The sequence below is a fragment of the Roseovarius sp. THAF8 genome (genome assembly GCF_009363735.1).
Lineage (GTDB): Bacteria > Pseudomonadota > Alphaproteobacteria > Rhodobacterales > Rhodobacteraceae > Roseovarius.
This window is the reverse complement of record NZ_CP045410.1, coordinates 17245-37414: the sequence shown is the minus strand read 5'-3', so window position 1 is coordinate 37414 and position 20170 is coordinate 17245. Positions and strand designations below refer to the sequence as shown.

Here is a 20170-nt window from a genome sequence, read left to right as displayed (position 1 = left end):
GGACCCGTAGGGTGGGTGAAAACCCACGCGCAGACGCCAATGTGATAGTCCACCTCAGAACAGTTCCATCTGGTCCCCGGCCCGCGCCGGCGGCGCGAAGAGGTCGCACCGCAAAGGCGGCTGTGTCGCGTCGAGCCCCAGCCGTCGTGCCGCGACCCGAAACCGCTGCGCCACCATCTCGGCATAGGGCCCTGAGCCGCGCATCCGGCGGCCCCAGTCCGAGGCGTAATCCTTGCCGCCATGCATGTCGCGCACGTGACCCATCACGCGGGCGGCCCGGTCGGGACAAGTCTCGGCCAGCCACTCGCGAAAGAGCGGCGAGACCTCCAGCGGCAGGCGCAGCATGATCCAGCTGGCGGCGCCGGCCCCTGCCTTGGCAACGGCCTGCAGGATTGGCTCCATCTCGTGACAGGTCAGCCCCGGGATCACCGGTGAGACCATGGCGCGCACGGGCACGCCCGCGTTCGCCAGGCGTTCGACCACCTTCAGCCGTCGCGCCGGGGCAGGTGCGCGCGGCTCCATCGCGCGAGACAACGCAGCGTCGAGCGTGGTGACGGAGATGCCCACCCGCGCCAGCCCGCGCGCGGCCATGTCGGACAGGATGTCGATGTCACGCTCCACGAGGCTGCCCTTGGTGACGATGGCGACGGGATGGTTGAAATCCGACAGCACCTGGAGGCAGGCGCGCATGATGCCATGGGCCTTTTCGATGGGCTGATACGGATCGGTGTTGGTGCCGATGGCGATGGGCGCCACGCGGTAGCCGGGCTTGCGCAGCTCGGCGGCCAGCACCTGGGGCGCGTCGGGGCGCGCGACCAGCCGGGTCTCGAAATCGAGCCCTGCCGACAGGCCGAGCCAGGCGTGGCTGGGCCGGGCGAAGCAATAGATGCAGCCATGCTCGCAGCCCCGGTAAGGGTTGATCGAGCGGTCGAACGGCAGATCGGGCGAGCGGTTGTAGGTGATGATGCTGCGCGGCCGCTCGATGCTGACGCGGGTGCGCAGCGCCGCCTCTTCGGGGGCGGCATTCCAGCCGTCATCCTCGAAACTGCGTGCCTGCCGCTCGTACCGGCCCACGGCGTTGCTGACCGCGCCCCGGCCCGGACGGCGCAACCGCGGATCGACGGTATCGGAGGTACCTGACATGGCCCGATTATAGGAACATTAAGAGAACATATGCAACAAGCTCATAGTCAGTATGGAAGTTTTTCACTGAAGGCCGCGCGGAATCTGCGCTATCTGTCGGTGCAAGAACCGCGCATGTCGGAATTGGAAAGTCGTGTGCGACAAAATGGACGTAATCGCGGAGGCTAGACACCGGGCCACGCGCCACACCAAGGGATAAAGCACATGTCCGACGAAGAAGACGACATCATCCTCAGCGAACTGGACGACGAGGAACTTGTCCAGCAGATGTTCGACGACCTCTATGACGGTCTGAAGGAAGAGATCGAGGAAGGCGTCAACATCCTGCTTGAGCGTGGCTGGCAACCCTACCAGGTGCTGACCGAGGCGCTGGTGGGCGGCATGACCATCGTCGGCAAGGATTTCCGCGACGGTATCCTGTTCGTGCCCGAGGTTCTGCTCGCGGCCAACGCGATGAAGGGCGGCATGGCCATTCTCAAGCCTCTGCTGGCCGAAACCGGCGCCCCGCGCGTCGGCAAGATGGTGATCGGTACCGTCAAGGGCGACATCCACGACATCGGCAAGAACCTTGTGTCGATGATGATGGAAGGTGCCGGGTTCGAAGTGGTCGACCTCGGGATCAACAATCCGGTCGAGAACTATCTCGAGGCGCTGGAAACCGAAAAACCCGACATCCTGGGCATGTCGGCCCTGCTGACCACCACGATGCCCTACATGAAGGTCGTGATCGACACGATGGTGGAACAGGGCCTGCGCGACGATTACATCGTGCTGGTGGGCGGCGCACCGCTGAACGAGGAATTCGGCAAGGCCATCGGCGCCGACGCCTATTGCCGCGACGCCGCCGTGGCGGTGGAGACCGCCAAGGACCTGGTGGGCCGCAAGCACAACCAAGGCGCCACGGGCTGAGCCCCTGCCCTCGGGTGAACGACAAGGCCCTGCCCGACCCGGCGGGGCTTTTTTCGTCGGACGACTGCGCTTATGTCTGTTGCGGAAAGGACCCTCGTGATGCCTCTCAACAAACTGGTGCTGCTGTTGCTTGTCGTGATCGCCGCTGCGGGCGGCACGATTTTCCTGCTGACCTCGGCCTGGGGGCCGGAGGCGCTGTCGGAGAACTGGATGGTCGCGGTGCCGCTGGTGCTGGGGGTCTACCTGCTGGTGCGGTTCCTCGGCCTGCGTGGCGGCGGGCGCTGAGATGCTGCCGAGCGACAGCACCCTGACCGAGGACGGCTTTGCCGAGCGGGCGAAGGGCAGCATCCTGCTGATCGCCTGCGGCGCACTGGCGCGCGAGATCCTGGCGCTGAAGCGCGCCAATGGGTGGGATCACATGGTGCTGCAATGCCTGCCCGCGAAATACCATCTTTATCCCGAAAGGATCGTCACGGCGGTCGAGGAGACGGTGGCCGAGCATCGCGACGCCTATGACGACATCTTCGTGGTCTATGCCGATTGCGGCACCGGCGGTTTGCTGCAGGCAAAATGCCGGGAGCTGGGCGTCGAGATGGTCGAAGGCCCGCATTGCTATTCCTTCTTCGAGGGCAACGAGACCTTCGCCGCGCGCGACGAGATCACCGCCTTCTACCTGACCGATTTCCTGGTCAAGCAGTTCGACGCCTTCGTGTGGAAACCCATGGGTCTCGACCGCCACCCCGAATTGCGCGACATGATCTTCGGCAACTACACCACGCTGGTCTACCAGGCGCAGATCGAGGACCCGGCGCTGAAAGCCAAGGCAGAAGACTGCGCCGACCGGCTCGGGCTGGAGTTCGAATACCGGTTTACCGGCTACGGCGACCTCGAAACCACGCTGTCAGCCCGCGCCTGAGCGGCTGTCTTCCTCTGGCCAGAAATATCCCGGGGAGGAGGTCGAAACATCGTTTCGACCGGAGGGGCAGCGCCCCTCTTCACGGAAAAACAGAGCGTGGCGCAGCCACTCCTCTAAAGCGTTTCGCCAAAAACCTGACTCACAGCTTTTGGCGAAGCGCAGTGCAAGGCTCGGTCGAGGCGCGCGCCCCGCCTTTATCCGATGTGTCAGGTTAAAGGCGGGACGCTTTAGGATCACGCCGCCTCGGAGGCCACGGCGCGGATCCGCTCGATCATCGCCCGCAGCCCGTTGGAGCGTTGCGCCGAGAGATGGTCGTTCAGCCCCAGCCGCGCCAGTTCGCCGGGGGCGTCCACCTGCCCCACCTGGCCCACGGGCGTGTCATTGTAGAGCGTGCGCAGCACCGCGATCAGGCCGCGCACGATCATGGCATCCGAATCGCCGTCGAAGCGGAACCTGCCCGCCTCGACCTTCGGATGCAGCCACACTTGGCTGGCGCAGCCGTCGACCTTGGTCGCCGGGACTTTCAGGGCGTCATCCAGCGGCTCCATCGCGCGGCCCCGGTCGATCACGTAGCGGTAGCGATCCTCCCAGTCCTCCAGGAACTCGAAATCCTCGACGATCTCTTCGAATGCCGGCTGCGCCATGCGGCTGGTCTCCTTCTGCTTCTTCTGACCACAGTTAGGCGTGCAACACCTTCAGGTCCAGTGCGCCAAGTCCCTTTTCAAGCCCGCCCGGATGGGGTAGTCGAAAAGAAACGAGGAAGGGGCGGTCGAAATGCGGGTTCTGCTTTCGGTGATGGTGATCTCAAGCATGACGCTGACGGCGTGCAGCGGCTGGCGCGATTCCGGCGCCAACCCGCGCAACTGGTTCGGCAACAGCCGGTCCACCCCGATCGTGAACACCACCAATACCGGCGAGCGCCGTTCGCCCAGCGATCGGCAGACCGGCAACCCTCTGATCGAGGATGAAAATGCCGAGATGATCGTGCGCAGGAACGCCTCGGTCGCGCAACGCTCGGGCATCTTCCGCCGCCGTGCCAAGGTCGAGATCTATAATGGCAGCCTTGTCGATCAGGTGACCAGCATGGTGGTCGAGCCGCTGCCCACGGGCGCCATCGTGCGCGTGACCGGCCTGCCCCAGCGCGAGGGCGCGTTCGACGTGCGCCTGTTGCCGATCAGCGAGGACGGTCCGATCAATGGCGTCATGGAATACACGCTGAACGCCTATCAGCCGATCGAGATGCCGGTGGGCACGCAAAGCACCCGCGAGGTGCGGGTGGGCGCGTTCCTGAGCAACAACGACCTGGAAGAGATCAACGAGATCCGCGTGCGCGGCGAGCTGAACGCCCTCAGTTCGCGCCGCTGACGCATCATAGGTCGATCGCCACAACCGATCCGCGGCGGGCGGCCAGTGCGACCTTGCCGTCGCAGAGCCGCATCGCATCATCCCCGAACACATCGCGCCGCCAGCCGCCCAAAGCCGGCACGTCGCGTTCGCCCGCCGAGATGGCATCGAGGTCGGCCGCCGAGGCGATCAGCTTGGAGGCGACTGAATACTCCTCGGATTTCGCTTTCAGCAAAACGCGCAGAAGATCGGCAAGCGCCGGGTTGATCTGAAGCCGTTCGCGGCTGCGGTCGGCCTTGGGCAAATCGTCGTTCGGACAGTCGAGCCCCGCCTTGACCGCCGCGATGATGCCGTCGGCAATGTCGCCGCGCCGCGCCTCGCGCAGCAAGAGCCGCGAGCGCGACAGGTCGTTCGCGGATTTCGGCTTGGTCGAGGCCAGCTCTACCAGGGCGTCGTCCTTGAAGACCCGGTTGCGGGGGATATTGCGGCTCTGGGCATAGTCCTCGCGGAAGCGCGCCAGTTCGCGCACGATGGCCAGGAAACGACCCGACGAGTTGCGGGTTTTGACGCGCTGCCAGGCCTCATCGGGGCGGGTGACATAGGTCTCGGGGTTGGTGAGCACCTGCATCTCCTCGGCCACCCACTTGTCGCGGCCCGATTTCGCCAGCTTGGCGGCGAGGAATTCGTAGATGTCCCGCAGGTGGGTCACGTCCGCCACCGCGTAGGTCTTCTGCGCGTCGGTCAGTGGGCGGCGCGACCAGTCGGTGAAGCGCGAGGTCTTGTCGAGCGACTGCTTGGCGATCTTGCGCACCAGGGTCTCGTAGCCCACCTGTTCGCCGAAGCCGCAGACCATCGCCGCGACCTGCGTGTCGAAAAGCGGGTCGGGAATCAGCCCGGCATCGACGTAGAAGATCTCGAGGTCCTGCCGCGCGGCGTGAAAAACCTTGACCACCGACGGATCGCGGAAGAGGCCGTAGAGCGGTTCGAGCGACATGTCCTGGCCGTCGATCGGGTCGACCAGCACGGCGTCGTCCTCACCCCGGGACGGCAGGGCCAGCTGGATCAGGCAGAGCTTGGAATAATAGGTGCGCTCGCGCAGGAACTCGGTATCGACGGTGACATACTCGGCCTCTGCCGCGCGGGCGCAAAAGGCGGCGAGGTCTTCGGTGGTGGTGATGGTCTGCATTCCTGCTCCGGCGGATAAAACGTGGTAGTCCAACCGCCTATACCGAGGCGCGGCGGAAAGCAAAGCGCAAGTGACACGCGACCGCGGGGCTGCGGCATGGCGGCACCGGATACATCACGTTTCTTTATACCCGATACAACATTCATTCGTTTCAAAAATACCAAGGCCGCATCTATGTAACGTGCAGTACCGATGACGGAGAGATGCCATGACGACCCTCGACCATATCCCCAGCCGCCCTGCCCCGCGGATGAAATCGCGCGACGTGGCGATGACGCTGAGCGCCATGCTCCTGCTGGCGCTTGGCGGTGTCGCGGTGAGCGCCCCGCCGGCCGATGTCTCGGCCGACTGGCACGGCAACGTTGCGGCGTCTGCGCCGCGCTGATGCGGAACCGCGCGGTGTGCCGTCCGCCCTCACCCGCTCAGGGCAGGTGGACGGGCGTGCGGTCGCCGGCGGCGAAGCGGCGCAGGACCGCCGGGTAAAGCCGGTGTTCCTGCTCCAGCACCCGGGCGGCCAGCGCCTGGGGCGTGTCGCCGGGATGCACCGGCACGCGGGCCTGGCCCAGGATCGGGCCGTCATCCAGTTCCAGCGTCACTTCGTGCACAGTGCAGCCCGCCTCGGCCTCGCCCGCCGCGATGGCGCGGGCGTGGGTGTCGAGGCCGCGATAGCTGGGCAGGAGCGACGGGTGGATATTGATCATCCGGCCCTGCCAGCGCGAGATGAAATCGTCGGTCAGGATGCGCATGAAGCCCGCGAAACAGATGATGTCGGGCGCGTAGCGCTGCAAGGTCCGGGTCATGAGGCCTTCGAAGGCGGGACGGTCGCCCCTGAAATCGCGATGATCCACCAGTTCGGTCGGCACGCCGCGCGCCTCGGCCTTGGCAAAGCCGGGGGCATCGGGCGTGTTGCAAAGCGCCACCACGGGGCGCGCCGGGTGGTCGCCGGTCATGCTGTCGATCAGCGCCACCATGTTGGAGCCGCTGCCCGAGAACAGGATGGCAACGCGCTTGGTCACGCGAGGTTGCCGGTGTAGCGGACGCCCTGCCCCTCGGTCACGTGGCCCAGGCGGATCACGGTCTCTCCGGTGCCTGTCAGAAGTTCCGCGAGCGCCTCGGCGCGGTCGGCCTCGACCGCCAGCACCATGCCCACGCCGCAGTTGAAGGTCTTGAGCATTTCCGATTGCGCCATGCCACCCTGCGCCATCAGCCACTGGAAGACGGGCGGCAGATCGAAACTGTCGAGGTCAATGTCGACGCCAAGATCGTCCGGCAGGACGCGGGGGATGTTCTCGGTCAGGCCGCCGCCGGTGATGTGGGCGAGCGCGTGGACGCCGCCCGCGCGGACCGCCTCGAGCGCCTGCGTCACGTAAAGGCGCGTGGGCGTCAGCAGGGCCGCGCCAAGGCTGCCATCCGCCCATGGGCACTCGGCGTTCCAGCCGAGGCCGGACATCTCGACCAGCTTGCGCACGAGGGAATAGCCGTTGGAATGCACGCCGTTCGAGGCAAGCCCCAGAAGCACGTCGCCGGACGTGACGCCCGCCGGCAGGTCGCTGCCGCACTCCATCGCGCCCACGGCGAAGCCGGCGAGGTCGAAGTCGCCTTCGGGGTACATGCCGGGCATTTCCGCCGTCTCGCCGCCGATGAGCGCGGTACCGGAACGCACGCAGCCTTCGGCGATGCCTTCGATGATGCGGGCCGCTGTATCCGTGTCGAGCTTGCCGGTGGCAAAATAGTCCAGAAAGAAGAGCGGCTCGGCTCCCTGGCAGACAAGGTCGTTGACGCACATGGCGACAAGGTCGATGCCGACGCCGTCGACGTTGCCGGTGTCGATCGCGATGCGCAGCTTTGTGCCCACGCCGTCGGTGGCGGCCACCAGAATGGGGTCGGTATAGCCCGCGCCCTTGAGATCGAAAAGCGCACCGAAACCGCCCAGGCCCGCCATGACGCCCGCGCGGTTGGTACGCTTGGCGGCAGGCTTGATCCGGTCGACGAGCGCGTTGCCCGCGTCGATATCCACGCCGGCATCGGCATAGGTGATCCCGTTCTTGGCGTCGGTCATGTGCGGTCTCCGCTTGGCATGTCGGGGCTTCGGTTAATCCATCGCGGGCGTCCGTGCAATCGCGAATGCCCGCGAGGGGTTGCCAGAGCCCTTGACGCCCGCCCTGCCCCCGCCTATCCCGAAACGCAAGGTCGGGCCTGTAGCTCAATTGGTTAGAGCAGAGCGCTCATAACGCTTTGGTTGGGGGTTCGAGTCCCTCCGGGCCTACCAGTTCCACGTCAATGAGAGGTACCATGCGCAGACCCTTTTCCATACTTGCCGCCCTTGGCCTGCTCGCCGCCTGTTCGGAGACGACGCCGGTGACCGCGTTCACCTCCAGTATCTACGAGGTTTACGGCGTGGAAGAGGGCGACATGCTGAAGCTGCGCGGAGGTCCGGGCCTTGGGTTCGAGACGCGCGTCGGGCTGCCCAACGGCACGCTGGTGCGCGTGCGGGACTGTAAACGGGTCGGCGGCACGCGCTGGTGCGATGTGGCGCTGGACCGGGCGCCGGGGCTGACGGGATATGCCTCGGAGACCTATTTGCGGCCCCGCTCCTGAGCATGCGCGAGGCCCCGGATTCGGGACCGTTTTCTGCGCAGAAAACGGGCTGGAAAATGCGCATTTTCCAGTCCGGAAATTTTGACAATTTCCGCGCGCCCTAGCGCCCGATCACGATATCGGCCTGCAGGCCGCCCAGTCGGGCGCTTTCGCCCAGGCGCAGTGTGCCGCCGTGGGCGCGGGCGATGTCCATCGCAATCGCCAGCCCCAGGCCGACCCCGGTGCCGAGGTTCTGGTTGCGGGCCTCGTCCAGCCGGGCGAAGGGTTTGAGCGCCTCTTCGCGCTGCGCCTGCGGGATGCCGGGGCCGTCATCCTCGACCCGGATGCGCAGGGCCCGGTCGGTCAGGTGCACCGACACCTCGGCGCGGCTGCCGTAGCGCACCGCGTTGCCGACGAGATTTTCCACCGCCCGCCGGATACCGCCGGAGCGCAGCGCGACGGTGCCCTGTCCTTCGCGCTCGGCCAATGTCACCGCCTTGCCGCCACGCTGGTAATCCTCGACGATGCGGGCCACCAACGCGTGCGGATCGACGGGTTCGGGCGCACCTTCCTGCGCACCGCGCGCGAAATCGAGGAACTCGGTGATCAGGCGTTCCATGTCGGCGACGTCCTGTTCCATCGGGGCGCGGTCCTCCGACTCGAGCATCGTTAACGCGAGCTTGAGCCGGGTTATCGGCGTGCGCAGGTCGTGACTGACGCCGGACAGCATGAGTGTGCGCTGCTCGATCTGGCGCTCGATCCGGGCGCGCATGTCGAGAAAGGCCGCCCCGGCCGCGCGCACCTCTGTCGAGCCTGCCGGGCGATACTCGACGTGGCGGCCCCGGCCGAACGCATCGGCGGCATCGGCCAGGCGGGTGATCGGACGCAACTGGTTGCGCAGGTAGAAATAGGCGATCACCGTCATGAGGGTGGCGCAGAAGAACATGTAGACCAACAGTTGGTGCGGGTTCGAGGCCGACACCCGGCGCCGGTCGAACGTCATCCGCAGGCCGGTGTCGGCCATGGTGAAGTAAAGATGGACAACGCCGTCATTCGGCAGGTCCAGCGCTTGCAGGTTCGGCAGCAGGCGGTTGAACTCGCCAATCACGTAGGCGCCGGTGAAATCGTACCAGCGGCGGCTGTCCTGGCGCGGCATCTCCTCGAGCGGGACCGTCTCGGCCGAGATCTGCAGGATCCGTGCAAGGCGCGAGGCGCCGATCTCGGAGGGTTGCATCCCGGCGTCCAGCAGCACCCCGACCTCGCGGCTGGCGGACCGGGTCATCTGTTTGGTGACGCCTTCGAAGTGACGCTGCACGAAGACGATCGAGACCACCAGCATCAGCGTGATCACCGGCAGCAGAAGAATCGCGATGGCGCGGCCATAGAGCGACCTGGGCATATAGGGTTTGAGCCAGCGGAAGGACATGCGCTAAACCTAGCCATGACGGGCAGGATCGGAAAGAGCGAAGCACATGCAGGACAAACGCCCCACGCCGGGGATCGCAGAGCGACTGGCCCCCGGCCTGCGCCGCGTGCTGGCCGATAACCCGTCGCCGATGACCTGTTGGGGGACGAACACCTACCTCGTGGGATCACGCGACATCGCGGTGATCGACCCCGGACCCGACGATCCGGCCCATCTCGCGGCCATCCTGGCGGCGCTGGAGCCCGGACAGCGGGTGTCGCACGTCCTGGTCACGCACAGCCACGTGGATCACTCGCCGCTGGCGCATCGGCTGGCGCGAAAGACCGGCACGCGGGTGCACGCCTTCGGCCCCTCCGGCGCCGGGCGCAGCGATATCATGACCCGGCTGGCCGCGGCAGGGCTCGAGGATGCGGGCGAAGGCGTGGAGGCCGGTTTCGCGCCGGACGTGACGCTCGACGATGGCGACGTGATCGAGGGCGGCGACTGGACGCTCGAGGCGCTATGGACTCCGGGGCACCTGGGCAATCACCTGAGTTTCGCCATGGGCGACACGGTCTTTTGCGGCGATCTGGTGATGGGCTGGGCCAGCTCGCTGGTGGCGCCGCCCGACGGCGACTTGACAGATTTCATGGCTTCCTGCCGTCGGTTGCGGGATCGTGGCGGGAAGGTTTTTCACGCCGGCCACGGCGCGCCGATCACCGAACCGATGGCGCGGCTCGACTGGCTGATCGCGCATCGCGAGGGGCGCGAGGCGTCGATCCTCGAGGCGCTGCGGACTGGCCCGGCGGACGCCCGGGACCTCGCGCGGCGAATCTACACAGAAACGCCAGAGGCCCTGATGGGAGCAGCGGCCCGCAACGTCCTCGCCCACCTCATTGATTTGCATCGGAAAAACATGGTCGCGCCAGCCGGCCCCCTTACGGCGACCGCGCTCTTCAGCCTTGGCTGAGCCTGCAGGAATTTTTTGTCACAAACCCTCTGGACGCCACCGGAGTAGGTTGCTATATCCGCCCCCGGTATTCCGGCGTAGCTCAGCGGTAGAGCAGTTGACTGTTAATCAATTGGTCGTAGGTTCGATCCCTACCGCCGGAGCCATAAAAATCCTTTACTCGCAGCGGCTTGAAGGATTTCATCTACCACATGTCAAGCAAACTTTGATGAATTTCGTGAAACGTATTTTTGGAGCTGTGGATCGCGGCTATCTTGTACGGGCCTATCTGATCAGCACAGTGATTATGGTTGGCTGGATGATCTGGGCCAATGCCAACTTCCGTTTTCCAACAGCTTTCGATTTTTTCTTCATTCCGGCGGCGGCTGTTCTATTCCCGTTTGCCAAGCTCTCGTGGGATGAGGTTAGGAACCTTATTTTGGGAGAAACACTGATCGTATTTAATGCAGTTTTTCTGTACGGTGCAAAAATTGTCATCAATGTTCTTCTTTGGATTTTCTCTCCTATCATCGCGCCCCTGGGCATTATCTACCTAGCGTTTCGGACCCGTGCCCCGCGCAGCAACGTGCATCCTGACCAATCCTGACATCTGCAAGCGCGCTCCACGCGGGCGCGCTTCCCCTTCTTTTTAAGAGGACACCCGCATGACATTTTTCCGCACAAAAGCCCTTGCTGCCTTGGGATACGCAGCGCTTGCGCTCTGCACTCCGTCCCTTGCGTCGGCACAGATCGCCGCCGACGATCTGAAAGACTATGACTCCGGCGTCTGGCAGGTCCAGTTCGACAAATCCTTTGGAGGGGAGCTGGTGTTCTCTGACCGTTTCGGGGGTGGTTCGATCTGGTGGAAACTTCCTGACAGCAGAAAGCAGTATTCCTGCCGTGCGGCGTTCAATTTGCCTTCGCAAGACGAATATCCGCAAAGCGGTCTGCTTGAACTGGATGCTGTTTTCGGACCTGATTACCAAGAGGCATGCCCTGCGGACATGGTTCAGATGTCGGTTGGTCCGATCGATCCCGGTGGCACCCGGACGCTGAACCTAACGGTCGGCGCGCATGAATTTGAGGGGACGCTGCTTAAGCTTGTCAGCTACACAACGCCCCTGGGACTACACCCGCGCCTTCCGGACAACCTGACCATTCTCGGCGCAACGGTTGGAATGGGCGAGAGCGACGTGATCACCATGCTTTCCAATACCGGATACTCAGTGATTGAAGAAACCGACTTTCTGCCATCTAGGCACGTTTTCACCTCTCAGGGTGGGTACCTCAACGGCATAAGCGCCCAATACGCGATAGACCCGATCCTCCAAGAGCAGGCCCCCTTTTACTCGGTCACGAACCTGACGCGCGATCCTGAAGGCTACAACGCCTACAAGGCGAACAGCAAAACGCCGATCAACCATTTGCCGGACACTATCCAGCTCATCACGATTGGTGAGACGGTTGCATCGATTTCGCGCGTGATCCCCTTCGATCAAAGTATCTTTGAAAAATTCCAGTCTGATCTGGCCCTCAAGTACGGCACCGGCGCGGACGGCGGCGTGCCGATTTTGAAGGGAGCCAAGATCAAGCGCGTGGCCCTATTCGGGCGAAATGGGAAAGAAGTGGACCCCAAAAAGTTGGTGGGCGGTGCCGGATATCCCTGGGTCACAGACGCCTGCTTGCCGACTATCGATGCGTTCGAATTTCGGCATATTGATTATATGCTCAGTCGCCACCTGCGCCTTTCTTCCGACCCGATCCGCAGTTGCTCTGTAGAGGTACAATACTCCATGTTGCCGTCAGATGGCAGTGTTCCGGCGATGGCTCATGTCCAGATTTCATCGCGGGCTATTGCCCAGGATGCCGCTATGAAAGCCGGTCTCGCTTCAGCGTTGGACAAAGTCCTGTCGGCAACATTCGACGCTATGCTTGAGGCCAATAGTGCCGCAGAGATCGAAGCGGCCGCGCCAGACCTTTAACCCCAGCTAACTCCAGCGAAGAGCTTTGGATTGGGTTGTAAGGGGAAATTATTCTCGACTGATACGGGAAATCCGGCCAAGATGATGGAAAGGCCGGATATTCCTTCGGCTGCCTCACTTCCGGAGCGCCGCAGGACCGTTGCCAGACCCAAGATCATTGCCTTCCAGATTGCTGTATTTCTTCTCGTCCGGTTATCGGTCTTGGCGGGATCGGTGATGGCATGAGCAGCACGGAACGCCACCGCCTTGGACGGCTACAGGCAAGCGGTATCATGAGGGTGCGGTAGAACGCTCCAACCTCATCCAGAACCCGCCCTCGATCCACGGTGACGCGCATTTCATGAGGTCGGATGGCCTGATTGAAATCGAGCGCCGGGCCTATGTCGAACGTGACAAGCTGAACGGGCTGGGCAAGCCTCGGGAACCTGACCCCGGCCGACGTCTACTTTGGCAGGGCAGACACCATCCTCAGACGACGAAGATCAAACAGAAGACAATCGAGAAGCGGCGCTTGCTTCATCGCCAGACAGCGTAGCGCAACGCAGTACTGATTGGGAAGTTTGGATGTGGACCGGCCACAAGTAGTATGAGCCGGGCGAAGCGGAAGCTAGAGATGCGCCGTACTGGTCCTACCGGGTTCCGCAGGCACCGCATCCAGACGACCCGGTCTAGGCGCTACGCGGTCTCTGCGACTTGCTGTGCTTTCAACTCACTGCCGATTTCGTCCCAAAGCCCGTCTAAAAATTCGACAAACGTTTCGGTGTAGCCACGAGGCAAACAGTGCCTCCGTATGAATTCACGATCCTTGTACATGGCGCGGCCAATGTTTCTCACAACGGACACGTGATATGTGCCTTTGTCGGACTCCGGGATAACAAGCTTGCCGCCCTTGAGCGTTAGAATTGAACCCATGCCGTTCAAGTTCTCAAAATAGTAGAACATCTTAATAACGTCTTCGCGGCTTAGTTCGGATGATACGAAGTGGTTATGGCGCTCAATATCTTGAATGTCAGGGTTGTCTATAACCAGTCTATTGATTGCATGATACCTTGCGACCGAATTTACGAAACTTTCCTTATCCTTGGACGACCTTTGCCACCTGTAAAATTGAATGGCGGCAAACCCTACGATTCCCGCCACGATAAGTTGTGCGCCAGCCACAGCTACTCGAAGCATCGCTAGTATTTCGGGCGAAATGGCGGTGGCCGAATTCATTGCAGCATCAACTCTGTACGCGTTAGTGGTCTATGTGCAGAGTAGGACCAAAAGCTTGGCAGCGCTATGTAAAAAGGCCGCGCCTCTATGAGACGCAGCCCCGGCGCGGTCCATGTCGCGCCTATGCGAAGGGAAACAGGCCGCAGGCTATTCCGCGCCATCGCAATCTCTTGCCGGCACGGGAGTTTGCACAGGTCAGCGACGGTCGGTCGAAGATCGGCGGGCGGTACCCACAGGGGCCCGCAGAGGCAGGCCACGGCTTTCAAGTCGATATCGGCCAAACCCTCGCCTGCCAGCATGTCTAGGTCGCTCTCTGCGGGCGATGAAAGGGCCACAGTCAGCACGTCGGGCAGGTCCAAGCTGTGCCCCGGCACAAGCCATGTCCGCCGCGCTGAAACGGCGTCGCAGGCAGGTCATGCGCGGGCCTCGCACCTTCTGCGTCGGTGCTCGAGAACGGAGGCGGCAAAGCCCCCACTCGGAAGGCGCCTGTTGCAGGACGCGGACAGCTGGCATTACTGTGGTCCCTACGGAGGACGGATGAACACGCAGACGCCGAATGAGCCCTTGCAGGCGCTGGACGACGAGACATGGCGTGACGTGGTCACCGCCATCGACCGGACGTATTCGGAACTGGTGGATTATCAGGAACGGCTGGAGGCTCAAAACCGGGAACTGGACGAGATGCGCCAGTTCATGGCGTCCGTGCTGTCTTCGATCTCGGAAATGCTGATCGTCATAGACCGGGCGCACAATATCGAACGCACCGGGGGCGCATTGTCCGACATCCTCGGCATCGACACGGCGTCGATGATCGGCACACCGCTGTCCGATCTGCTGGAAGCCGGCGCGGGCAAGGCGCTGTCGGACGCGATTGCCGAGGTCATGCGCGACCGCCGCCCCCGCGTCATCGAGGTGAGTTTCCTCACCCCCGATGGCCCGACTCCCCTGGACGTCAGCGTCAGCCCCCGGCTGGACCCGCGCGGCCGGAGCCAGGGCGTCGTCCTGGTGGGGCGCCCCTTGGGCGAGTTGCGCAACGCCTACCGCGAGCTGGAGGCCAGCCACACCGCCTTGCAGAACGCCCAGGCGCAGCTGGTACAGCACGAAAAGCTGGCCTCGCTGGGGCGACTGGTGGCAGGGGTGGCGCATGAGTTGAACAACCCGATCAGCTTTGTCTACGCCAACACCCACGCCCTGGAGAAATACACCCGGCGGTTCGAGACCTATTTCGACGCGGTGCAGTCCGGGGCGAGCCGTCCTGAACTGGGATCTTTGCGGGATGAGCTGAAACTGGACCGGACGGTAAAGAACCTTCGGGGCGCCATTGACGGCGCGAAGGACGGGGCCGAACGGGTGCGCGACATCGTCGAGGATCTGCGCCGGTTGAGCGCCGACGGAACCGGCGAAAAGGTGCGGTTCGACATGGTCCAGACCGCACGGACCGCAGCCGACTGGGTGGTGCGCGGCACCAAGACCCCGGTTCGGATCGCCATGGATGGCGCGGCGCAGGCCTTCGCCATGGGCAATCCCGGCCACGCGCAGCAGGTCGTGATGAACCTGGTGCAGAACGCCATCGACGCGCTGGCAGACACTGCCGACCCGCTGGTTACGCTGCATGCACAGGCGCGCGACGGCAAGACGGTCCTCCAGGTCAGGGACAACGGGCCCGGCATTTCCGAAAGCGATGCCCCGGCCATTTTCGACCCGTTCTTCACCACGAAACCCGTCGGCAAGGGCACCGGATTGGGCCTGTCGATCTCGCAAAAGATCGCGCAGGAGAACGGCGGAACGCTCACACTTGCCGCCACCGGACCGAATGGCAGCTGTTTCGAGCTGAGCCTGCCCGCAGGAGACCCTGAATGAACATTCTCTGGCTGCAATCGGCTGGCTGCGGCGGGTGCACGATGTCCCTTCTGAACGCCGAATCTCCGGGCGTGTTCGAGCTTTTGGACAATGCCGGGCTTCGGTTCCTCTGGCACCCTGCCCTGTCTCAGGAAACCGGCGGGGAGGTGCGGCGCATCCTGGACGATGCAGAGACCGGGCGTGTGCCGCTGGACATCCTGTGTGTCGAAGGGTCGATCCTGACCGGCCCCAAGGGTACGGGACGGTTCCAAATGCTGTCCGGCACGGGACGTTCCATGTTGGACTGGGTCGAGAGCCTGGCACCGCGCGCCGCCCATGTGGTGGCGGTGGGCACCTGTGCGACCTATGGTGGTGTGACCTCGGCGGGTGGCAATCCGGCGGGCGCCATCGGCGTGCAATATGACGGCCGCAATCCCGGCGGCGTCCTGCCCCAGAGCTTTCGCAGCCGATCGGGCCTGCCGGTGATCAACGTGGCGGGGTGTCCGACCCATCCCGACTGGGTGACCGAAACCCTGATGCTGATCGCAGCGGGAGAGATGCACGCAGATGCTCTGGACGCGCTTCAGAGGCCGCTATTCTATGCCGAGCACCTCGTGCACCATGCCTGTCCCAAGAACGAATTCTACGAATACAAGGCCAGCGCCGAGAAACCCGGTCAGATGGGCTGCATGATGGAGCACCTGGGCTGTGTCGGCACGCAAGCCGTAGGCGATTGCAACATTCGCGGCTGGAACGGCGGCAGTTCCTGCACCCGGGCCGGCTATGCCTGCATCAACTGCACGGCGCCCGAATTCGAGGAGCCGAACCACCCGTTCAGCGAGACGCCTAAGTTCGCCGGCATCCCTGTGGGCCTGCCGTCGGACATGCCCAAGGCGTGGTTCATGGCGCTGGCGTCGCTGTCCAAGGCGGCGACGCCCAAGCGGCTTTCGGACAACGCCGTGGCGGATCGGATCAAGATCACGCCGACGCTCGGTGGCAAGCGGAAATGACCACACGATCCCTGCTTGTCGGGCCGTTCAACCGCGTCGAGGGCGATCTTGAAATCCGGCTGGAGGTTGCGGATGGACATGTTTCCGCGGCCTACGCCAACTCGCCGATGTTCCGGGGCTTCGAGGCGATGATGCTGGGCAAGGACCCGATGGACGCTCTCACCATCACGCCGCGCATCTGCGGGATCTGCTCGATCAGCCAATCCGCGGCGGCCTCGGCCGCCCTGGGCGATCTGGCCGGGCGTGCGCAACTGCCGCAAGGGGCGCTTGCGACCGTGATCATGCACGGGATCGAGAACCTTTGCGATCACCTGACGCACTTCAACCTCTTTTTCTGCGCCGATTTCGCGCGCCCCGCCTATGCGGGCCGGTCCTGGCACGACAGGGCCGTGGCGCGGTTCACGGCGATGGACGGCTCCGCCACGCGGGCCTGCGTGGCCGCGCGGGCCGAGATCCTGCACATCGTCGGCCTGCTGGGCGGCAAGTGGCCGCACACGCTGGCGATCCAGCCCGGTGGCGTCACCCGCGCGCCCACGTCGCGCGACCGCATTCGCATGGCGAGCACGCTGAAATCGTTCCGCCGGTACCTGGAGAGCACGCTTTTCGGCGCTCCGCTCGAAGCGTTCGCCGAACTCCGCACCGCCGAGGCGCTTTGCGGCTGGGACAGGGGCGATGCGGGCCTCTTCATGGAAATCGCCGCCGACCTGCGGCTGGCGGAGATCGGTTTCGGCCCCGGTCGCTACATGTCCTTCGGCGCCTATCCCCTGCCCGAGGGGCGCGCCTTTGCGCAAGGCGTCTGGCAGGACGGGGCGCTGTCGGACGTGGACACCAGCGCCATCCGCGAAGACCTGAGCCACGCCTGGATGCATGGCGAAACCGCGCATCCCTCCAAGGGCGAGACGCACCCTGACGAGGACATGCAGGCCCCGGCCTATAGCTGGTGCAAGGCGCCCCGGCTGGATGGGCACAGCATGGAGACCGGCGCCCTGGCGCGGCAGGTGGTCGACGGGCATCCCGCGGCCCTCGGGTTGGCGCAGACCGGATCGAACGTGCGCGCCCGCGTGGCGGGGCGGCTGCTGGAAATCGCGCGGACGCAAATCCTGCTGGAGGGCTGGGTCGCCGCGCTGGACCCCGGGGCGCGGTTCATCGAGGATGTCCCCCTGCCCGCCTCCGGCTCCGGCGAGGGGTTGGTCGAGGCGGCGCGCGGCGCGTTGGGGCATTGGACCAGCGTCGAAAACGGGCGGATCAGCGCCTACCAGATCATCGCGCCCACCACATGGAATTTCAGCCCGCGCGACGCGGCCGGCATGCCCGGCCCGGTCGAGGCGGCGCTGGTCGGCGCCGAGGTCGGCGAGGCCGAGGACACGCCGCTCACGGTGCAGCACATCGTGCGCAGCTTCGACCCCTGCATGGTGTGCACGGTCCATTGACCGAGGGTCTGCGCATCCGCGTGCGCGGGCAGGTTCAGGGGGTCGGGTTCCGGCCCTTCATCTGGCAGCAGGCGCAGCGGTTCGGGATCGCGGGCGAGGTGCTGAACGATCCCGAGGGTGTGCTGATCCATGCCTGTGGCGGCGACCTAGACCGCTTTGTCGGCAGCATTGGCACCGATGCGCCGCCCCTCGCGCGGGTGGATGCGGTCGAGACCTCGGCGCATGTCTTCGAGATCGTGCCGACCCGTTTCGAGATCACCGCAAGCCAGGGCAGCGGGGCCGAGACCCGTGTGACCCCCGATGCCGCCACATGCGCGGCGTGCCTGGCCGACATCCGGGGCACCGATCCGCGCCGGCAGGGCTATGCCTTTACCAACTGCACCCATTGCGGACCGCGGTTCACCATCCTGCGTGACCTGCCTTATGACCGCGCCAGGACGACGATGGGCATGTTCGAGATGTGCGCCGACTGCGCCACCGAATACGCCGACCCAGCGGACCGCCGCTTTCACGCGCAGCCCGTGGCCTGCGCGGTCTGCGGCCCGCAGCTTTGGCTGGATCACGGGCAGGACGTGATTACCCGCGCCGCCGGACGGCTGGCGGCCGGGGAGATCCTGGCCATCAAGGGCCTCGGCGGGTTTCATCTGTGTTGCGACGCGACAAATGCGCGAGCCGTCGCGACCTTGCGGGCTCGCAAGCACCGCCCAACCAAGCCGCTGGCCCTGATGGGCCGCTGGGAGGAGATCGAAGCGCACGCGGCTCCATCGGCCGAGGACCGCAGCGCGCTTGGGTCAAGCGCCGCCCCGATCGTTCTGCTTGCCCACCGCGGCACCCTGCCCGACGCGCTGGCCCCCGGTCAGGACCGCTTGGGCTGGATGCTGCCCTATACGCCGCTGCACCACCTGTTGCTGGACGCGGTGCGGCGCCCGCTGGTGATGACCTCGGGCAACCTGTCGGGCGAGCCGCAGGTGATCGGCAATGACGAGGCCGCGGCCAAATTGGGCGGGCTTGCCGATGGCATCCTGTCCCACGACCGCGACATTGCCCGGCGGCTTGACGACAGCGTGATGCAGATCACAAGGCATGGTCCGATGATCCTGCGGCGCGCGCGCGGCATGGTGCCCGACACGCTGCCCCTGCCCGAGGGGTTCGAGGACGCAGCCCAGGTCGTGGCCTTCGGCGCGCATCTGAAATCGGCGATCTGTCTCGTGAAGAACGGTCAGGCGCTGCTGTCGCATCACCTGGGCGACCTGGACGATCCGCTGACCTGGGACGAATTCATCAAGGCCGATGCGGATTACGCGGCGCTGTTCGATCATCACCCCGAGGTGTTCGCCTGCGATCTGCACCCCGGCTATCGGTCCTCGCAACACGCGGCGGCGCGGGCGGGCGGTGGCTTGATCGAGGTCCAGCACCACCACGCGCACCTGGCGGCGTGTCTCGCCGAAAACGGCTGGCCCCTGGATGGCGGGCCGGTGGCGGGGATCATTCTGGACGGGCTGGGCCTTGGACCGGACGGCACGATCTGGGGCGGCGAGGTTCTGTTGGGCGATTATCACGGGTTCACCCGCGCCGCGCACTTGCGGCCGGTCGTCCTGCCCGGCGGCGATGCCGCCAGCCGCGAGCCATGGCGTAACCTGCTGGCGAGGTTGGATCAGGCCGGATTTGCGGGTATCGCCGACGAAATGCTGCCGGAGGCCCCGCGCGAGATGCTGCGACAGGCCATGGCCAAAGGCGTGAACGCGCCAGTGTCGTCATCGGCGGGCAGGCTGTTCGATGCGTTTGCCGCCCTGCTCGGGTTTTCCGGCGCGCAAAGCTATGAAGGCGAGGCCGCGATGGGGCTGGAAGCCATGGCCCGGCGCGCTCTTAGCGACGCCGGCGGCCCCTACACGTTCGGTCAAACGGACGGAGTGATCGACCCCGCGCCGATGTGGGAAGCCGCCTTGGCGGACCTGCGGCACGGCGTTGGAAAGGACGTCATGGCCCGGCGATTTCACGCGGGTCTGGCTCAGGTCTTTGCCGAGCTTGCCCGAGGGTTGGTGATGGAGGGCAAGGCCAGGGCGGTCGCGCTGTCGGGAGGGTGTTTCCAAAACGCGCTGATGCTTGATCTGACGATGGCGGCGTTAGGGGATGTGCCTTGCCTTCTGCACAGGAAGGTTCCCGCGAATGATGGCGGTCTTGCCCTGGGACAGGCGCTGATCGCAGCGGCGTCCAGCGCCGGCAACCGGTAAGAGGGCGACCACCCCCGGGGACAATCGGTTATCA

At 64.7% G+C, this 20170-nt stretch carries 20 protein-coding genes and 2 tRNA genes; 15 read left to right on the top strand and 7 right to left on the bottom strand.

From position 1 onward, the window contains the following. Nucleotides 1-54: 54 nt before the first annotated feature. Nucleotides 55-1143: a PA0069 family radical SAM protein gene (locus FIU85_RS00205; RefSeq protein WP_152495432.1), complete on the bottom strand. Its 1089-nt coding sequence runs from the start codon at nucleotides 1141-1143 to the stop codon at nucleotides 55-57. Between the two features lie 204 nt (nucleotides 1144-1347). Between FIU85_RS00205 and FIU85_RS00200 the strand changes: the two genes are divergently transcribed. The 3 genes from FIU85_RS00200 to FIU85_RS00190 all read left to right on the top strand — a co-directional run bounded on the left by FIU85_RS00200 (nucleotide 1348) and on the right by FIU85_RS00190 (nucleotide 2968). Further along, nucleotides 1348-2052, top strand: a complete 705-nt coding sequence (locus FIU85_RS00200) for a B12-binding domain-containing protein (protein WP_152492615.1) — start codon at nucleotides 1348-1350, stop codon at nucleotides 2050-2052. Between the two features lie 99 nt (nucleotides 2053-2151). Next, complete coding sequence (locus FIU85_RS00195) at nucleotides 2152-2337, top strand: hypothetical protein (protein ID WP_152492616.1); 186 nt, start codon at nucleotides 2152-2154, stop codon at nucleotides 2335-2337. 1 nt (nucleotide 2338) lies between these two features. Beyond that, nucleotides 2339-2968 (top strand): DUF1638 domain-containing protein, encoded by a 630-nt coding sequence (locus FIU85_RS00190; RefSeq protein ID WP_152495431.1) that lies wholly within the window; start codon nucleotides 2339-2341, stop codon nucleotides 2966-2968. 233 nt (nucleotides 2969-3201) lie between these two features. Here FIU85_RS00190 and FIU85_RS00185 read toward each other — a convergent pair whose 3' ends face one another. Next, nucleotides 3202-3612 (bottom strand): SufE family protein, encoded by a 411-nt coding sequence (locus FIU85_RS00185; RefSeq protein ID WP_152492618.1) that lies wholly within the window; start codon nucleotides 3610-3612, stop codon nucleotides 3202-3204. Between the two features lie 130 nt (nucleotides 3613-3742). On the opposite strand from FIU85_RS00185, the gene FIU85_RS00180 reads away from it, so the two are divergent. Continuing rightward, the gene (locus FIU85_RS00180; protein WP_152492619.1) at nucleotides 3743-4333 is read left to right on the top strand and encodes a hypothetical protein; all 591 of its coding nucleotides are present in this window, start codon (nucleotides 3743-3745) and stop codon (nucleotides 4331-4333) included. A 4-nt stretch (nucleotides 4334-4337) separates the two neighbouring features. On the opposite strand, the gene rnd is transcribed toward FIU85_RS00180, so the two are convergent. Beyond that, complete coding sequence (rnd, locus tag FIU85_RS00175; RefSeq protein WP_152495430.1) at nucleotides 4338-5498, bottom strand: ribonuclease D; 1161 nt, start codon at nucleotides 5496-5498, stop codon at nucleotides 4338-4340. Between the two features lie 208 nt (nucleotides 5499-5706). On the opposite strand from rnd, the gene FIU85_RS21835 reads away from it, so the two are divergent. Then, the gene (locus tag FIU85_RS21835; RefSeq protein ID WP_172978088.1) at nucleotides 5707-5883 is read left to right on the top strand and encodes a hypothetical protein; all 177 of its coding nucleotides are present in this window, start codon (nucleotides 5707-5709) and stop codon (nucleotides 5881-5883) included. 37 nt (nucleotides 5884-5920) lie between these two features. On the opposite strand, the gene purN is transcribed toward FIU85_RS21835, so the two are convergent. Together purN and purM are read right to left on the bottom strand one after the other, a co-directional pair. Next, complete coding sequence (purN, locus tag FIU85_RS00170; RefSeq protein ID WP_254703070.1) at nucleotides 5921-6469, bottom strand: phosphoribosylglycinamide formyltransferase; 549 nt, start codon at nucleotides 6467-6469, stop codon at nucleotides 5921-5923. 41 nt (nucleotides 6470-6510) lie between these two features. Further along, nucleotides 6511-7557, bottom strand: coding sequence for a phosphoribosylformylglycinamidine cyclo-ligase (purM, locus tag FIU85_RS00165; protein ID WP_152495428.1), 1047 nt, complete (start codon nucleotides 7555-7557; stop codon nucleotides 6511-6513). A gap of 133 nt (nucleotides 7558-7690) precedes the next feature. On the opposite strand from purM, the gene FIU85_RS00160 reads away from it, so the two are divergent. Both FIU85_RS00160 and FIU85_RS00155 read left to right on the top strand, forming a co-directional pair. Beyond that, a tRNA-Ile gene (locus tag FIU85_RS00160) sits at nucleotides 7691-7767 on the top strand. Nucleotides 7768-7790: 23 nt separating this feature from the next. Then, on the top strand, nucleotides 7791-8096 hold the full coding sequence (locus FIU85_RS00155) for an SH3 domain-containing protein (RefSeq protein WP_152495427.1): 306 nt from the start codon (nucleotides 7791-7793) through the stop codon (nucleotides 8094-8096). 100 nt (nucleotides 8097-8196) lie between these two features. Here FIU85_RS00155 and FIU85_RS00150 read toward each other — a convergent pair whose 3' ends face one another. Beyond that, the gene (locus tag FIU85_RS00150) at nucleotides 8197-9501 is read right to left on the bottom strand and encodes an ATP-binding protein (RefSeq protein WP_152492679.1); all 1305 of its coding nucleotides are present in this window, start codon (nucleotides 9499-9501) and stop codon (nucleotides 8197-8199) included. A 46-nt stretch (nucleotides 9502-9547) separates the two neighbouring features. Between FIU85_RS00150 and FIU85_RS00145 the strand changes: the two genes are divergently transcribed. The 4 genes from FIU85_RS00145 to FIU85_RS00130 all read left to right on the top strand — a co-directional run bounded on the left by FIU85_RS00145 (nucleotide 9548) and on the right by FIU85_RS00130 (nucleotide 12411). Next, entirely contained in the window at nucleotides 9548-10450 is a 903-nt protein-coding gene (locus FIU85_RS00145; RefSeq protein WP_152495426.1) for an MBL fold metallo-hydrolase, read from the top strand. A gap of 71 nt (nucleotides 10451-10521) precedes the next feature. Then, nucleotides 10522-10596: transfer RNA gene (locus FIU85_RS00140), tRNA-Asn, on the top strand. 62 nt (nucleotides 10597-10658) lie between these two features. Continuing rightward, nucleotides 10659-11036, top strand: a complete 378-nt coding sequence (locus tag FIU85_RS00135) for a hypothetical protein (protein WP_152492681.1) — start codon at nucleotides 10659-10661, stop codon at nucleotides 11034-11036. A gap of 58 nt (nucleotides 11037-11094) precedes the next feature. Next, nucleotides 11095-12411, top strand: coding sequence for a hypothetical protein (locus FIU85_RS00130; RefSeq protein WP_152492682.1), 1317 nt, complete (start codon nucleotides 11095-11097; stop codon nucleotides 12409-12411). A gap of 675 nt (nucleotides 12412-13086) precedes the next feature. On the opposite strand, the gene FIU85_RS00125 is transcribed toward FIU85_RS00130, so the two are convergent. Next, the gene (locus FIU85_RS00125; protein ID WP_152495425.1) at nucleotides 13087-13626 is read right to left on the bottom strand and encodes a hypothetical protein; all 540 of its coding nucleotides are present in this window, start codon (nucleotides 13624-13626) and stop codon (nucleotides 13087-13089) included. Nucleotides 13627-14163: 537 nt separating this feature from the next. Here FIU85_RS00125 and FIU85_RS00120 point away from each other — a divergent pair. The 4 genes from FIU85_RS00120 to hypF are packed head-to-tail and all read left to right on the top strand — an operon-like array spanning nucleotide 14164 to nucleotide 20136. Then, nucleotides 14164-15486 (top strand): sensor histidine kinase, encoded by a 1323-nt coding sequence (locus tag FIU85_RS00120; protein WP_152495424.1) that lies wholly within the window; start codon nucleotides 14164-14166, stop codon nucleotides 15484-15486. Then, nucleotides 15483-16475, top strand: a complete 993-nt coding sequence (locus tag FIU85_RS00115) for a HupU protein (RefSeq protein ID WP_152495423.1) — start codon at nucleotides 15483-15485, stop codon at nucleotides 16473-16475. Before FIU85_RS00120 ends, FIU85_RS00115 begins: the two co-directional genes overlap by 4 nt. Beyond that, on the top strand, nucleotides 16472-17905 hold the full coding sequence (locus FIU85_RS00110) for a nickel-dependent hydrogenase large subunit (RefSeq protein WP_152495422.1): 1434 nt from the start codon (nucleotides 16472-16474) through the stop codon (nucleotides 17903-17905). Before FIU85_RS00115 ends, FIU85_RS00110 begins: the two co-directional genes overlap by 4 nt. Next, the gene (gene hypF / locus FIU85_RS00105; RefSeq protein ID WP_172978750.1) at nucleotides 17902-20136 is read left to right on the top strand and encodes a carbamoyltransferase HypF; all 2235 of its coding nucleotides are present in this window, start codon (nucleotides 17902-17904) and stop codon (nucleotides 20134-20136) included. Before FIU85_RS00110 ends, hypF begins: the two co-directional genes overlap by 4 nt. Nucleotides 20137-20170: the final 34 nt, after the last annotated feature.